15 protein-coding genes and 1 pseudogene are annotated in these 12,772 nt (G+C 62.3%); 7 read left to right on the top strand and 9 right to left on the bottom strand.

Annotation, left to right across the window (positions count from 1 at the left end):
- The first annotated feature begins 117 nt into the window (after positions 1 to 117).
- Positions 118 to 699, top strand: a pseudogene (locus AC1RCO_RS08725) (hypothetical protein).
- 141 nt (positions 700 to 840) lie between these two features.
- Here the strand turns inward: AC1RCO_RS08725 and AC1RCO_RS08720 are convergent.
- Positions 841 to 1,788: an AraC family transcriptional regulator gene (locus AC1RCO_RS08720; protein ID WP_041116594.1), complete on the bottom strand. Its 948-nt coding sequence runs from the start codon at positions 1,786 to 1,788 to the stop codon at positions 841 to 843.
- Positions 1,789 to 1,905: 117 nt separating this feature from the next.
- A complete protein-coding gene (locus AC1RCO_RS08715; protein ID WP_053149676.1) occupies positions 1,906 to 2,649 on the bottom strand; it encodes a DUF899 domain-containing protein in 744 nt (247 codons plus the stop codon).
- Between the two features lie 197 nt (positions 2,650 to 2,846).
- On the opposite strand from AC1RCO_RS08715, the gene AC1RCO_RS08710 reads away from it, so the two are divergent.
- Positions 2,847 to 3,239 carry a hypothetical protein gene (locus tag AC1RCO_RS08710; protein WP_011059899.1) on the top strand — a complete coding sequence of 131 codons (393 nt, stop codon included), beginning with the start codon at positions 2,847 to 2,849 and terminating at the stop codon, positions 3,237 to 3,239.
- 7 nt (positions 3,240 to 3,246) lie between these two features.
- Here the strand turns inward: AC1RCO_RS08710 and AC1RCO_RS08705 are convergent, their stop codons facing one another.
- From AC1RCO_RS08705 to AC1RCO_RS08695, 3 genes are all read right to left on the bottom strand, one after another.
- On the bottom strand, positions 3,247 to 4,116 hold the full coding sequence (locus AC1RCO_RS08705; RefSeq protein WP_492617633.1) for a DUF6279 family lipoprotein: 870 nt from the start codon (positions 4,114 to 4,116) through the stop codon (positions 3,247 to 3,249).
- A gap of 65 nt (positions 4,117 to 4,181) precedes the next feature.
- Complete coding sequence (locus AC1RCO_RS08700) at positions 4,182 to 4,901, bottom strand: TorF family putative porin (RefSeq protein WP_065363342.1); 720 nt, start codon at positions 4,899 to 4,901, stop codon at positions 4,182 to 4,184.
- Between the two features lie 197 nt (positions 4,902 to 5,098).
- Positions 5,099 to 5,287, bottom strand: coding sequence for a PFL_1563 family small protein (locus tag AC1RCO_RS08695; RefSeq protein ID WP_016962619.1), 189 nt, complete (start codon positions 5,285 to 5,287; stop codon positions 5,099 to 5,101).
- Between the two features lie 342 nt (positions 5,288 to 5,629).
- On the opposite strand from AC1RCO_RS08695, the gene AC1RCO_RS08690 reads away from it, so the two are divergent.
- The 3 genes from AC1RCO_RS08690 to AC1RCO_RS08680 all read left to right on the top strand — a co-directional run bounded on the left by AC1RCO_RS08690 (position 5,630) and on the right by AC1RCO_RS08680 (position 7,927).
- Positions 5,630 to 6,466 (top strand): CvfB family protein, encoded by an 837-nt coding sequence (locus tag AC1RCO_RS08690; protein WP_026020046.1) that lies wholly within the window; start codon positions 5,630 to 5,632, stop codon positions 6,464 to 6,466.
- Between the two features lie 28 nt (positions 6,467 to 6,494).
- Positions 6,495 to 6,917, top strand: coding sequence for a DUF2177 family protein (locus AC1RCO_RS08685; protein ID WP_072444252.1), 423 nt, complete (start codon positions 6,495 to 6,497; stop codon positions 6,915 to 6,917).
- An 86-nt stretch (positions 6,918 to 7,003) separates the two neighbouring features.
- Positions 7,004 to 7,927 (top strand): DMT family transporter, encoded by a 924-nt coding sequence (locus AC1RCO_RS08680; protein ID WP_047284674.1) that lies wholly within the window; start codon positions 7,004 to 7,006, stop codon positions 7,925 to 7,927.
- A gap of 8 nt (positions 7,928 to 7,935) precedes the next feature.
- Here the strand turns inward: AC1RCO_RS08680 and AC1RCO_RS08675 are convergent, their stop codons facing one another.
- Positions 7,936 to 9,096, bottom strand: coding sequence for a YbfB/YjiJ family MFS transporter (locus tag AC1RCO_RS08675; protein WP_053156889.1), 1,161 nt, complete (start codon positions 9,094 to 9,096; stop codon positions 7,936 to 7,938).
- A gap of 104 nt (positions 9,097 to 9,200) precedes the next feature.
- Between AC1RCO_RS08675 and ptrR the strand changes: the two genes are divergently transcribed.
- Positions 9,201 to 10,094, top strand: coding sequence for a putrescine utilization regulator PtrR (gene ptrR, locus AC1RCO_RS08670; protein ID WP_011059907.1), 894 nt, complete (start codon positions 9,201 to 9,203; stop codon positions 10,092 to 10,094).
- 133 nt (positions 10,095 to 10,227) lie between these two features.
- Positions 10,228 to 10,356, top strand: a complete 129-nt coding sequence (locus tag AC1RCO_RS08665) for a PA1414 family protein (RefSeq protein WP_011059908.1) — start codon at positions 10,228 to 10,230, stop codon at positions 10,354 to 10,356.
- Positions 10,357 to 10,444: 88 nt separating this feature from the next.
- Here the strand turns inward: AC1RCO_RS08665 and AC1RCO_RS08660 are convergent, their stop codons facing one another.
- The 3 genes from AC1RCO_RS08660 to AC1RCO_RS08650 all read right to left on the bottom strand — a co-directional run bounded on the left by AC1RCO_RS08660 (position 10,445) and on the right by AC1RCO_RS08650 (position 12,674).
- Positions 10,445 to 10,705: a hypothetical protein gene (locus AC1RCO_RS08660; RefSeq protein WP_011059909.1), complete on the bottom strand. Its 261-nt coding sequence runs from the start codon at positions 10,703 to 10,705 to the stop codon at positions 10,445 to 10,447.
- A 27-nt stretch (positions 10,706 to 10,732) separates the two neighbouring features.
- A complete protein-coding gene (locus AC1RCO_RS08655; protein ID WP_019093736.1) occupies positions 10,733 to 10,990 on the bottom strand; it encodes an acyl carrier protein in 258 nt (85 codons plus the stop codon).
- A 304-nt stretch (positions 10,991 to 11,294) separates the two neighbouring features.
- Positions 11,295 to 12,674, bottom strand: coding sequence for a sodium:solute symporter family protein (locus AC1RCO_RS08650; RefSeq protein WP_011059911.1), 1,380 nt, complete (start codon positions 12,672 to 12,674; stop codon positions 11,295 to 11,297).
- Positions 12,675 to 12,772 lie beyond the last annotated feature (98 nt).

Here is a 12,772-nt window from a genome sequence, read left to right as displayed (position 1 = left end):
TGTTCAAGCCGGTCCGCCGTGATTTTCCTGGCTTACAATGCCGCCGCTTATCGCCATGCCACAGGTGGTTTTCAGGTGGCGGTGCGTTGTTGAAAACCTTCTCAAGGAAGATCCGTCATGCGTCTGTTGTCTCTGCTCTTCACCCTCGCTTTGCTCGCCGGTTGCGCCTCCACTCCGGACTATTACATCTCGCCCAAACCGGTACGGATTACCGCTACCGCCACTTACTGGATCGATACCTTCAACCTGCAGTTGGTCGGCGAGAGCGAGCGCTTTCTGCCCGAGGACAAGTTGCGTCAGCAACTGGGCATGGAGTTGATCCGGCAGTTGGGCAATGCCAATCGCTACGCCGCCACCAAGGACAGTGCCGACTACCTGCTGGATGTAGATGCGGTGTACAAGCGCCGCCTCAGTGATTCCCAGGGCGGGCTGGTGTCGATGGTCGTCGATGACAATACGATCCTTGCCAGTGTCGACTTTGGCTACAAGGTGCAGGTCAAGCGCGACGGCGCCGAGGTGTTGCATTTCGCCCAGGAGCGCAATGGTTTGCAGCCTGCCGGGGCCATGGGCTAGTTGCGCAATATGAAGACCATGTTGGGGGCGATCACCAACAGCGGTAATTCGGATGTGGAGAACTTCTACATTCGTGCTCTGCCGAGGTTCATCGTTCGCGATATCACGGCCATTCCTTCTCGTTGAGTGAGTGTGTGGAGGGATTGTAGGAGCGAGCTCGCTCGCGATGAGCGCCAGGGCGTCGCGTTCTTTCAGTAGCGGCGCGTTATCGTTGGCGTTGTTCGCGAGCGAGCTCGCTCCTACAGGGGGATCAACGTGCTTTTTGGGTTATAGCTTTTTCACCGGAATGCAGATCTCACACTCCAGCTCCCCGGTCTTGACGTCGTAGAAGGCATCCCCCGGGTAGCGTTCGAAGGCCGGGCGCGGGTCGAATTGCAGGCCGCTCTTGGGCAGCCAGTCGCGGCATAGTTCGATCCAGGCGTCGGCGATAGCCGGGCCCAGGCCGCGGTAGTGGGCCACGGCGTAGAGGCCGCCGGGCAGGGTAGTGACGACCGCGGGGGCGCTGGCCTTGAAGTCTTCGGGCACTTCCACGCAGGCGTCGTAGCGGCATTTGTCGGCGGGGGTGAGGTCCGGGTCGTCGTGGCCGATGCCGTAGCGCACGCGGTTGAAAAGTTGATGTTCGAGCATCCATGGCGCTGCGGTTTCGCGCCAGAAAACGCCAATGCCCGGGCCGTAGGCGCCGATGTAGCGCAGGTAGGCCACGCGGGTGGCGGGTAGTTGCTGCAGGGTGACCTTCATCGCGGTTTCCTTCAGGTGAATGAAGGCGTCAGGATCGTCGAAGGCGGGGATGTGGGTCTGATCAGGATTGCGCAATTCACGCAGACGGCGTTCGCGGATGTCGTCCAGGCGGCGGTGCCAGCGTTTGGGCTCGGTATCGCGCCAGGTGCTGGGGGAGACCGAGAAGTGCTGTTTGAAGGCCCGGGAAAATGCCTCGCCGGAGCCGAAGCCGACTTCCAGGGCAATTTCCAGCACTGAGGCCGAGGGGCGGCTGGCCATGAGGTAGGCGCCGCAGGCCAGGCGTCGGCGGCGCAGGTAGGCACCCAGGGGCTCGCCGACCCAGGCGCTGAACAGGCGGTGGAAGTGGTAGGGCGAGAAATGTGCGACCCGCGCCAGGTCCGCCAGCTCCAGGGGTTGGTCCAGGTGTTGGTCGATATGCTCCAGCACCCGGCTCATGCGCAGGGTGTATTCGTGGAGGCTGTGATAGGCGGCGCTCATGTCTACAGCTTAGTTGGCTGGGTGGGTCGTCACAGTCTGCCGCAGATTCGTGCCGTTTGTGAGTGCGATTCGCCGGCAAGCTGGCTCCTGCGGCAGGTTCTGCCGGCGAACAGGTTCTCAATCGTCACAACAGCAACTGCTGCTCTTGCCCTGGGGCGTTGCCTGGTAGCGATCGTGGTGCCGGACCCAGCCCATGATCTGCTCTTCGTTGCGCCCCTTGGGCGTCAGGTCGAGGAAGTTGTAGGCCCCCAGCAACAGGTCCAGCCCGCGGGCATAGGTGGAATAGGTGTGGAATATCTCACCTTGCGGGTTGCGGTAGAACACGCTGAGCCCGGGCAACTCCTGCTCATCGCCACTGGCCTGTTCGTAGTTGTAGCTGGCAGTGCCCTGGGCCAGTTGCTCGGCGCTGAGGCTGACGCCGAAGTCCTGGTTGAAGTCGTCGCCGGCGCTGGAATACCAATCGAAATGCCAACCCATGCGCTGGCGAAAGGCCTGGAACTCGGCATAAGGGGCGTGGGAGATGGCCACCAGCGCTACATCGTGGTGGGCCAGGTGCTGGTTGGCGCCATCGAAGTGGTCGGCGACGAACGAGCAGCCCTTGCAGCCTTCCTCCCAACCTTCGGCAAACATGAAGTGGTAGACCAGCAGTTGGCTGTGGTCGCCAAACAGATCGGCCAGGCCCAGCGGGCCATCGGGGCCATGAAACTGATAGGGCTTGTCGATTTTTACCCAGGGCAGCGCCCGGCGTTCGGCGCTGAGCTGGTCGCGCTGGCGGGTAAAGGCCTTTTCGTGGATCAGGTGCTGTTTGCGGGCTTGCAGCCATTGTTCCCGGGAGACCACGGGATGCTCGGTAACGGACATGACATCTCTCCTCAAGGCAGTGGGGGCGATGGGTCTTACACACGCTAGTCGTTTGGCGCTGGAGTGGATCGACAAACCGCCCAGCGGTTTTCCGATCAGGGGGCGGCGGCCTGGGGTGGATTTCCTGAACGGCTGAATGGCCTGCCGGTCACAACTTGTGAAGGCATTTCATTCTCTTGTCTGGAGGTTGAATCAGGATGACGACTTATAACTGGGATCTGATCGAACGACTGCTGCACGAAGTGCAGAACGGCGCCGGCCACAGCTTCACTCCGCGACCCTATGCCGAGCAGCATGCGGCGGCCAAGGCGGCGGAAGGCGAGCCCACCGGCAATCTGGATGACCTGAAAGTCACCGCCACCGAGTACGAAAAGTTACTGCTGGACCGTGGCTTTATCGAAAGCCGGCCGGAAGAGGAGGGGGGCAATGGCGAGAACTTCGTGCTCACGCCCCGTGGTTCCAGCCTGCTGTGCCTGATCGACAGCAGCATCCCGGGCAATGATCACCCGCGCCAGGTGCTGGATGAGCAGGCCGATGCGCTGGATCCGGCGACCTTCGATCAGGTGGCCTCCAAGGCCCAGATCGCCTAGGTTGCGCCTAGCCCTGGCGGGCGTTCTGCAGGCATTTGAGCTCGGCGAAGTCCTTGCGCACTCCGTCGATTTTCTTCAGCAGGCGCTGGCGCTGGGCCGGGGTGCTTTGTGCCATCAGGTCCACCAGCAGGCTGCGTGCGGCCTGTTCGGTGTGGGCGTAGGCCTGGCGATAGTCCGGCGTCCATAAGCTCTCGCGGTGTACCAGCAATTGCTCGATACGTTGTGGGAAATCGCTGTTTTGCCGTTGCTCCACAGCCGCGCTGAATTGCGCCTGCCAGTGGGCTCGGTTGGCGATCCACTGCTGGTTCTGCTGGCCCAGGCTGCTGGACCATTGTTCCACCCGTTGCTGCTGGCTCGGGCTCAAGGGGCCGAGCCAGGCGTTCAGGCGCTTGCTCATGCGTTGGCTGCGCTGCTCTATCTGTTGCGCCAACGGCGGCTTGAGGTATTGCTCCTGGTGTTCCTGCAGGTCCTTGGCGAAGGCAGAATTCATCTCTTTGACTTGCTGGTCGTTCAGACCCTGGAGCAGCTCCACGGCGGACGGGGTGATCTGCTGGGCGGTTTCGGCGATGGCTTGCTTGGCTTCCCGGGTGCGCTCTTGCAAGCCCTGGTCGCTGACCTGGTTGTTCTGCACCATCAGTTGCAGGCGGTCGAGCCAGTCCAGGTAACCCGGAAGCTGGGTGGTGCAATGCCAGCTCAGGTGCTGCTGCAGGCGCTGGTTGAACCAGCTCTTCTGGTCGCTGTTCATGTCCAGGTAGTCGTTGAGGTTCCAGGGAATGATCACATCCAGGTTGCGATAGGCCAGGCCGACCCGGCTACAGGCGCCCAGCAGCAGGCTGATGATCAGGAGCGGAATGAGTAGGTGCCAGCGGCGCGCCATGTTCGAGTCCTTGCGAGTGCGGGTTGCTGTATCTGAACCCTGAAGGCGCCTCGCAGTTCAGACGTTCAGTAGAACGCCCGTTCGGCCTTGAAGGTGAGCAGGCCGTCGCATTGCGGGTTATGCCCGGAGTAGGCGCTGCAGTCGTTGCCGCTGAGGCTGGAGTCACTGTAGATCAGGTTCAGGTCGATCCCCAGCCAGGGGCGCGAGAGCTTGATCGACCAGTCATTGAAGCCGGCCACGTAGCCGCCGTCGGCGATCGAGACGCCATTGTTCAGTTGATGGGTGGTGTATTTGACGCTGACGCCAATGCCGAACGGTACGTTGCCGCCCAGGTCAGCGAACAGGGTGCTGTTGCGTTTGTCCGGGTCATTGCTGAACGCCGCGCCGAAGCGGCTGCCGAGCAGGGTCAGGCCGCCGTAGAATTCCTGGCTGTCCTGGGTCCGCAACTGCGGGTAGTTGTAGTGGATCATTCCCAGTTCGTAGCCCAGGGTCTGGTCGAAGGGCTGCTTGAAGCCCAGGTAGGAATCCACCTCCAGTTTGCTGGAGGGGCTCAGGCCCATGCTGGGGGCCCACTGGCCGGCATACCAGCCACTGTCGTGGCTCAGGTCGAGGCCGCCGTGGAACGAGCCGCTTGAGGACGGCTTGACCAGGCCCTGGGCCATGCTGCGGCTGGGGCTGGTGCCCAGCTTGAGGTCGAAATCCCCCAGCTCGCGCTGGAAGATTTGCCCATGGGCAATGGGGCAGGCCAACAGCAGGCTGCAGGCCAGCAACGCGGATTTGAGCATGCAGCACTCCCTGAACTGCGCGGAGCGACAACCTGAAAGGCGGCTGAAACGATTGATCTAGAGGGGGTAAAGGATACCGGCGAATGCCATTGGCTGAAGGCCGTTCGTCGATTTGCTGGTAGTGGGGAGGAGAGCGGGTGCCAGTCCTAGCGCTTTGAGGGCAAAGCGCTAAGGGACCAGGATAATGCGCGGGGGAGTTACTTCTTGCCCAGGCTGATCTGCTTGGACGGGCCGAAAGTCTGGCCGCTGACGCCTTTGGCGATCTGCTGGATTTCGCCGCCCGATTTCAGGAACGCTGCGATCTGTTCGTTGATCGATTCACTGGTTTCAACGGCGGGAGCTGGTTTTGCTTTGCTGTTGGAGGCTTTTACTCGCATGGCGGCCATTTAACCTTTCGGGAAAATTAATTTGGCCAGGCATCTTATCAGAAATACTTGACAATTGCTTGGTAAATATCCCCTGGAACAGAAAGGCGCTTCCTGCTGTTTTTCCTAAGTTTATTTTTCGGATATTTTCCTAAGTCGCTGTTTTAACTAAGGACCCATCGAAAAAAATGCCCTCTCGCTGTGCTCCGCAAAGGCTCTATGCACGGCTGTTTGCCTGACGAGCGGCCGGTTGAGCGCTGGGAACGCCAGAAAAATCAAGGATTTCGTGGCCGGCGATTCAGGAGCATCAACGCAGGCCTGGAAAACAGGTAGAATGCCGCCCACGCAATGAGGGTATTGGAAATGGCTTTAGTCGGGCGCTACAACAGTTTGCAAGTGGTTAAACACACTAACTTTGGTTTGTATCTGGACGGTGGGGCGGACGGCGAAATATTGCTGCCCAATCGTTATATCCCCAAGGACATTCCCAGTGAAGATGAAGACTGGCTGAATGTTTTTGTTTACTTGGACAGTGCTGACAAGTTAATCGCAACTACCGAAAAGCCGAAAGTTCAAGTTGGTGAGTTCGCCAGTCTTAAAGTCGTCGAAGTTAACAGTATCGGGGTGTTCCTGGACTGGGGGCTGCCCAAGGATCTGCTGCTGCCGTACTCCGAGGAAAAGCGCCAGATGAACGCCGGCGAATACTGCGTGGTGCATGTCTACCTGGACAAGCACACTCGCCGTATCACCGCCACGGCCCGTCTGGACCGCTACCTGGACAAGACGCCGGCCAACTACAAGGCCGGCCAGGAAGTCGACTTGCTGGTGGCCGAGTCCACCGACATGGGCTTCAAGGCCATCATCAACAACAAGCACTGGGGCCTGATCCACAAGAACGAAGTGTTCAAGTTCCTGCGCTCGGGGATGCAAGAGAAAGGTTTCATCAAGGAAGTGCGCGCCGACGGCAAGATCAGCCTGAGTCTGCAACCTGTCGGTGAACAGGCGGCCACCAGCCTGAACTCGAAGATCCTCGCCAAGTTGCGGGAAAACGATGGCTCGCTGGCGGTCAGCGACAAGAGCGACCCGGCCTTGATCAGCAGTTTGTTCGGGGTTAGCAAGGGCAACTTCAAGAAGGCCATCGGTGCCCTCTACAAGCAGGGCCAGATTGTCATTCACGCGGATCGTATCGAGCTAAGCTGAGACTCACTTCACGCGGCGGGCGAGGCTTATGAAAACCACGCTGGTTGCCTGGCTCGCCACCTTGCTGGCGTTCCTGCTACTCGACGCGCTCTGGCTGGGGCTGATGATGGGCGAAACCTACCGGGCCCAGTTGGGGGCGCTGCTGCTGGAACAGCCACGGCTGTTGCCGGCAGCGCTGTTCTACCTCCTCTACGTTAGCGGTTGCCTGCTGTTCGCCGTGCGGCCCGCCCTGCAGCAGGGCGGCTGGCGCCGGGCTGCGTGCCTGGGGGCGCTGCTCGGGCTGGTGGCCTACGGCACTTATGACCTGAGCAACTGGGCGACCTTGCAGGGCTGGTCGGCTTCCCTGGCGCTGCTGGACATGGCCTGGGGCATGCTGGCCAGTGCCCTGGCCTGCAGTTTCGGCGTCTTCTGTGCCTGCCGCTGGGCGCCTGGCGCAAACGACGGGAACTAGGTCTGCTCCAGGGGACCCGTCAGGCGCGGCGGCAGTTCTTTATTTCGGGTAGGGGTCATGTCATTGAATCAATGTGAGGTACGGCGGTGAGCATCGAACGGCGCAACGCCGATGGGTTTGCCCTGCAGGTGATGTTGGGGCTGTGCCTGATCTGGGGCGTGCAGCAGGTGATGATCAAGTGGGCCGCGGCGGACATCGCGCCCATCATGCAGGCGGCCGCCCGTTCGGGGATCTCGGCGCTGCTGGTGGCTGTACTGATGTGCTGGAAAGGCGGCTGGTCCCAGGTTTCCAGTACCTGGCGCGGCGGCTTGCTGGCCGGCGCTCTGTTTGGCCTGGAGTTCCTGTTTATCGCCGAAGGCCTGAAGCTCACCAGTGCCGCGCACATGTCGGTGTTTCTCTACACCGCACCGATCTTCACCGCCCTTGGGGTCAATTGGCTGTTGCCCAGCGAACGCTTGCGGCCCTTGCAATGGTTGGGGATCGTCCTGGCGTTTATCGGCATCAGCATTGCCTTTGCCGGCGGGATCTCCCTGGACAACCTGGACCGGCGCATGCTCCTGGGCGACATTCTGGGATTGCTGGCGGGGCTGGCCTGGGGCGCGACCACAGTGGTGGTGCGGGCTTCGCGCCTGTCCGAGGCGCCGGCGACCCTGACCCTGTTCTATCAGTTGATCGTCGGTTTCGTCGGCCTGTTGCTGATCGCCGTGCTCAGCGGCCAGGTGACCCAGGTCAGCCTGACTCCGGTAGCGGTGGCCAGCGTGTTGTTCCAGGGGCTGGTGGTATCGTTCTTCAGCTACCTGACCTGGTTCTGGCTGCTGCGGCGTTATCTGGCGGCGAACCTGGCAGTGTTTTCCTTCATGACCCCGATGTTCGGCGTGACCTTCGGCGTGCTGTTACTGGGCGAGCCCTTGAGCCTCAACTTCGTGCTGGGGGCAATGCTGGTGCTGCTGGGTATTACCTTCGTCAGCGCCGAACAGTGGCTGCGGCGGCGGATCCAGCGCTTGTTGTAGCCCGCGCTTCACGAGACGACCGCACAGCGCTGTGCCGTTGGTCGCAGTTGCCAGAGCAGGCTGGCGCCGATCAGCAAGCCGCAGCCCGCCACCACCAGCGCCAGCTGCAGGTCGCCGCTGAAGTGGCTGCTCAGGGCGGCCAGCAACGGGCCGCTCAACTGGCCCACGGCAAAGCAGGCAGTGAGCAGGCCGGCGTTGCGCTGGGCCGACTGCGGCGCCAGTTCCCGGGAGCGCTGCATCACCAACTGCATGCAGGCCAGGAACGGCGTGCCGCACAGCAACACGCCCAATACCAGCCCCAGGCCACTGCCCAGCAGGCAGGCAAAGACCCCGGCGGCCTGCAGCCACAAGGTCGCCATCAGCCATTGCCGGGTGCTGTGTGGGGTGTGCCGACGCAGGCTGGCCAGGGCCACGCCTACGGCCGCGGCCAGGCCGAAACCGGGCCAGAACAGGTCGGCCTGCCACTGGCCCTGGAAGCGCGCATTGGCCATCTGCGAAAGGAAGGTCGCGGGGATGATGTAGCCCACGCCATACAGGGCGTAGACCAGCCCCAGGCGCGCCACGCTGTGCTCGGTGGCGCAGGCGCTCTGCGTTTCGCCACTGGGGCGCGCCGAGGCCGGGGGCAGGATCGGCAGGATCACCAGCAGCATCAACAAGGCGACCGCGGCATACAGCAGCCACAGGTTGGCCGAGCTTTGCCCCAGAAGATTGGAGCCCAGGGCCAGTAGCCCGGTGAGCATGATGCCCAGCCCCGGGCCGGCGAACACCAGGGCCCCGAGGCGTGGCCGGCCCGCCGCCTGGGCCAGGGGTTGGCTCAGGGCCGTGATCATCACCAGCACCCAGGCGCTGGCCACCCCGGTGCCGAAGCGCAGCAGCAGGTGCGGCCAGAAGCCCTGGGCCCAGAACGAGGCCAGGGTCAGCAGCACGCACAGCCACAAGCCGCCCAGCAGGCGCAGGCGCACCTGGGCCGGACGCCGGGCGAACATGGCGTCCAGGGCTCCAAGGAAATAGCCCAGGTAATTGGCGGCGGCAATCAGCCCGGCGGCGGTCAGGTCGACCTGGCCTTCGCTGATCAGGTGCGGCAGTTGCGGGGTCAGGGCGAAGCGGCCAATGCCCATGGCCATCATCAGGGCAATGAAGCTGGCGAGCAGGCGGAGCAGGGGAGACATGGTCGGCTTTCCATCGATGGGGACAATGACCGTCAGGCTAGGGCTGATTGACTTTCTTTAAAAATGAATAATATTGAGTAACTTGTTCAGTTTTGGAGAAAGTCATGGAGTTCAGCCAATTGCGCATCTTCCAGGCCGTGGCCGAGGAAGGCTCCATCACTCGCGCCGCCGAGCGCCTGCACCGAGTGCCGTCGAACCTCTCGACCCGGCTCAAGCAACTGGAGGAGCAACTGGGGGTCGAACTGTTCCTGCGCGAGCGTCAGCGCCTGCAGTTGTCGCCGGCGGGCAAGGTGCTGCTGGATTACGCCGCGCGCCTGTTCGCCTTGCACGACGAGGCCCATGCCGCGGTGCAGGGCGGTCAGCCGGCCGGGGAGTTTGTCCTGGGCACCATGTACAGCACCGCGGCGATTCACTTGCCTGCGTTGCTGGCGCGTTATCACCGGGCTTATCCGGCGGTGAACCTGCAGGTGCAGTCCGGGCCCAGCGGCGAGTTGCTCGAAGGCTTGCTCACCGGGCGCCTGGATGCAGCCCTGGTGGACGGGCCGCTGGAGCTGGCAGGCCTGGATGGCGTGCCCCTGTGCGACGAGACCCTGGTACTGATCAGCGAAGCCGACCATCCGCCGGTGCGTACGGCCCGGGACGTGGAGGGCCGTGCGGTGTTCACCTTTCGCCAGGGATGCTCCTATCGCATGCGTCTGGAATCCTGGTTTGCCCACTACCACGCCGCGATGGGGCGGGCCATGGAGATCGAGTCCTATCAGGGCATGCTGGCCTGTGTGATCGCCGGTTCCGGGGTGGCGCTGATGGCTCAGTCGATGCTCGACAGCCTGCCGGGGCGCGAAAGCGTGGCGGTGCATGCCCTGGCCGAGCCTTTTGCCCGTGCCACTACCTGGCTGATGTGGCGCAAGGGCATGGTCGGGGCCAACCTCAATGCCTGGATCGAGCTGCAACAGGGCGCTGGCGTGCAGCTTGCGCAGCAGGCGCGGGCCCATGCTTGAGCACCCGATGGCCATTGGCTTTAATCCAGTAACAGTTCATTGCCATTGCGCAGCAGCGCGCTGGAAAAGATAGGGCTATTATCTGCTTGAGGCGGCGCAGTATCGCCGCTCGGCACGACCCTGAGGGGGCACTATGAAAGACAAACTGCAAAGCTGGCTGCACGACCTTGGCGTCGCACTGGGCCTGATCGAGCCACCGCTGCAACCGGTGCCGATTCCTACCGACGAAGAGCTGCGGCGCCGTCAACAACGTCGTCGCTGAAGCAGAGGCGAGAGCGGAGTGCAGGCTCCGGCTCTCGCGGATGTTTTCTAGCCGGCAGTCGCTGGGCCACAGGCCTGGGGCAATCGGGTCAATCCTGGTTTTGCCGGGCCTTTTCCAATAACCATTGCACCAGGTCATCCACCCTTTCCAGCTGCCCTAGCGCTCGCTGCTCTTCACGGGGCAAGACACCCAGGTCGAACCTGTCCTCCAGGCGCCACAGCAGCGCCTCGATATCATCCCTGTCCAGCCCCAGTTCAGAGAGACCGCTCTGGTCATCGAAATCCACAGGCTCATCCAGCCAGTGGCGAATGAGCAGGTGCACTGCCGCGCGCGCTTGGGCCCGATTCATCTGCGTTGCTCCCGATACGACAGCAGGTCAGGCGGGACGGGCAGCGTCGGCGCGGGTCTTTTCCAGGATGAACAGGCTCAGCTCGCTGATGCTGCTGATTCGATACAGGTCGCGGTCGGGATCCAGGCGAATGTTGAACTCTCGCTCCAGGCTGTGCAGCAGGGCCTTGAGGTCCAGGGAGTAGGTGTCGTGTTCGCGGGCCTGGCAGGGCGGGGTTGGCCACTTCTGGGCCATTTGTGCATCGATGGCATGACGGATGCTTTGCTGGATGGAGAAACGGTCCATAAACACCTCGGGGCAGGGAGAGGCTCTTATTGTTTTATGACCCCATCCAAGGGTGAAGCGATAGCGTGCACTGAGGCGGCCAGCGATCCTTGTACTGTTTTCCTGCGGGAACAGTCGTCGCTGGATCTGAGTACAGCACAGGTTTTTTTCCGGCGGGGTAACCATTCGTCCATTCATGGCCCTGACGAAAATGGCTGCGGGCTTTGCCCGTCGCTGCCGCGAGGCTTTTGCCAGGCGAAAAAAAACGGGTGCGGCCACCGACGCCGCACCCGTCGAAGAAAAGCTTCAGACCTCCGGCTTCACGTCAGATTGCGTTGGCCAGGGGCGCAGGGCGCCGGGAAGCCAGGCTCACCACCACGAAACTCACCAGGCCCACGGCCAGGCTGTAGTAGATCGGTGTGTTGGCATCCAGGCCGTCCTTGAACATGAAGGCCAGAGCCGTGACGAAGCCCAGGCCCATGCTGGCGATAGCGCCGGCAGTGGTGGCGCGTTTCCAGAAAATGGCGCCGATCAGCGGGATCAGCATGCCGCCCACCAACAGGTTGTAGGCCAGGGTCAGGGCGCTGATCACGTCGTTGACCACCAGGGCAATGCCCAGCACCACGATGCCGGTGAGGAAGGTGAACAGGCGGTTGATCCCCAGGCTCGATTGCTTGCCGCCGCGCAGCCTTGGCAGCAGGTCTTCGGTCAGGGTGGTGGAGGCGGCCAGCAGGCCGGCGCTGGCAGTGGACATCATGGCGGCCAGCGCCGCAGCGATCACCAGGCCACGGATGCCGTCCGGCAGCGAGGCTTTGACGATGGCGGCAAAGGCGTTGTTGACGTTGTCCAGGTCCGGCAGCAGAACATGGGCGGCCATGCCGATCAGGGCGCAGGCCAGGCCGTAGAGGATGCAGTAGAAGCCCGCCAGGGTGCCGGCGTATTGCGCGACTTTCTCGGTCTTGGCGGTGAACACCCGTTGCCAGATGTCCTGGCCGATCAGGATGCCGAAGAAGTAGATCATGAAGTAGGTGATGATGGTGTCCCAGCCGATGGCGGTGAAGCTGAAACTGGACGCTGGCAGCTTGGCCACCAATTCATCCCAGCCGCCTACGCGGTACAGGCAGATCGGCAACAGGATGAACATCAGGCCCACGGTCTTGATCACGAACTGGACGATGTCGGTCAGGGTCAGCGACCACATGCCGCCGATCGCCGAGTACACCACCACCACGCCGCCCCCCAGCAAAACCGAAACCCAGAACGGCAGGCCGAACAGCACTTGCAGAACGGTGCCGATGGCGAGGATCGAAGTCACCCCGATCATCAGCGCGTAGGCCAGCATGATCACTGCGCTGGCCTGGCGGGCCATGGGGTTGTAGCGCTTCTCCAGCACCTGGGTGACGGTGAAGATGCGCAGCTTGAGCAGCGGCTTGGCCAGCAGCAGGTTCAGGGCAATGATCCCCGCCCCCAGGGCGGCGCACAGCCAGAAACCGGAAATGCCGTGGACATAGCCCAGGCGCACGGTGCCGACGGTGGAGGCACCGCCCAGGACCGTGGCGGCCATGGTGCCCATGTACAGGGTGGGGCCCAGGTTGCGGCCGGCCACCAGGTAGTCCTCGTGGGTCTTGGCCTTGCGCATGCCGTAGTAGCCGAGTACGAGCATGCCGGCGGCATAGATGAGTACGACAAATAGATCTAAAGCCATGGTGGCGTGTCTCCGATTATCTTTTTTATGTGAAACAAACGGTTCATGCAGGTGCTGGCTGCTCAGCGAAGGCGGGGTCAAGTCTTGTGCAAGACCCA

It is taken from the genome of Pseudomonas sp. GW823-FHT03E05, assembly GCF_058796855.1.
This window is presented reverse-complemented; position numbering and strand designations above follow the sequence as displayed.

Coding starts and splice junctions, on each gene's coding strand:
- AC1RCO_RS08720 (WP_041116594.1), bottom strand. CDS start 1,788: ATGAGCGCCGCCTATCACAGCCTCCACGAATACACCCTGCGCATGAGC.
- AC1RCO_RS08700 (WP_065363342.1), bottom strand. CDS start 4,901: ATGCTCAAATCCGCGTTGCTGGCCTGCAGCCTGCTGTTGGCCTGCCCC.
- AC1RCO_RS08690 (WP_026020046.1), top strand. CDS start 5,630: ATGGCTTTAGTCGGGCGCTACAACAGTTTGCAAGTGGTTAAACACACT.
- AC1RCO_RS08660 (WP_011059909.1), bottom strand. CDS start 10,705: ATGAATCGGGCCCAAGCGCGCGCGGCAGTGCACCTGCTCATTCGCCAC.
- AC1RCO_RS08655 (WP_019093736.1), bottom strand. CDS start 10,990: ATGGACCGTTTCTCCATCCAGCAAAGCATCCGTCATGCCATCGATGCA.
- AC1RCO_RS08685 (WP_072444252.1), top strand. CDS start 6,495: ATGAAAACCACGCTGGTTGCCTGGCTCGCCACCTTGCTGGCGTTCCTG.
- AC1RCO_RS08675 (WP_053156889.1), bottom strand. CDS start 9,096: ATGTCTCCCCTGCTCCGCCTGCTCGCCAGCTTCATTGCCCTGATGATG.
- AC1RCO_RS08710 (WP_011059899.1), top strand. CDS start 2,847: ATGACGACTTATAACTGGGATCTGATCGAACGACTGCTGCACGAAGTG.
- AC1RCO_RS08715 (WP_053149676.1), bottom strand. CDS start 2,649: ATGTCCGTTACCGAGCATCCCGTGGTCTCCCGGGAACAATGGCTGCAA.
- AC1RCO_RS08650 (WP_011059911.1), bottom strand. CDS start 12,674: ATGGCTTTAGATCTATTTGTCGTACTCATCTATGCCGCCGGCATGCTC.
- AC1RCO_RS08665 (WP_011059908.1), top strand. CDS start 10,228: ATGAAAGACAAACTGCAAAGCTGGCTGCACGACCTTGGCGTCGCACTG.
- ptrR (WP_011059907.1), top strand. CDS start 9,201: ATGGAGTTCAGCCAATTGCGCATCTTCCAGGCCGTGGCCGAGGAAGGC.
- AC1RCO_RS08695 (WP_016962619.1), bottom strand. CDS start 5,287: ATGGCCGCCATGCGAGTAAAAGCCTCCAACAGCAAAGCAAAACCAGCT.
- AC1RCO_RS08705 (WP_492617633.1), bottom strand. CDS start 4,116: ATGGCGCGCCGCTGGCACCTACTCATTCCGCTCCTGATCATCAGCCTG.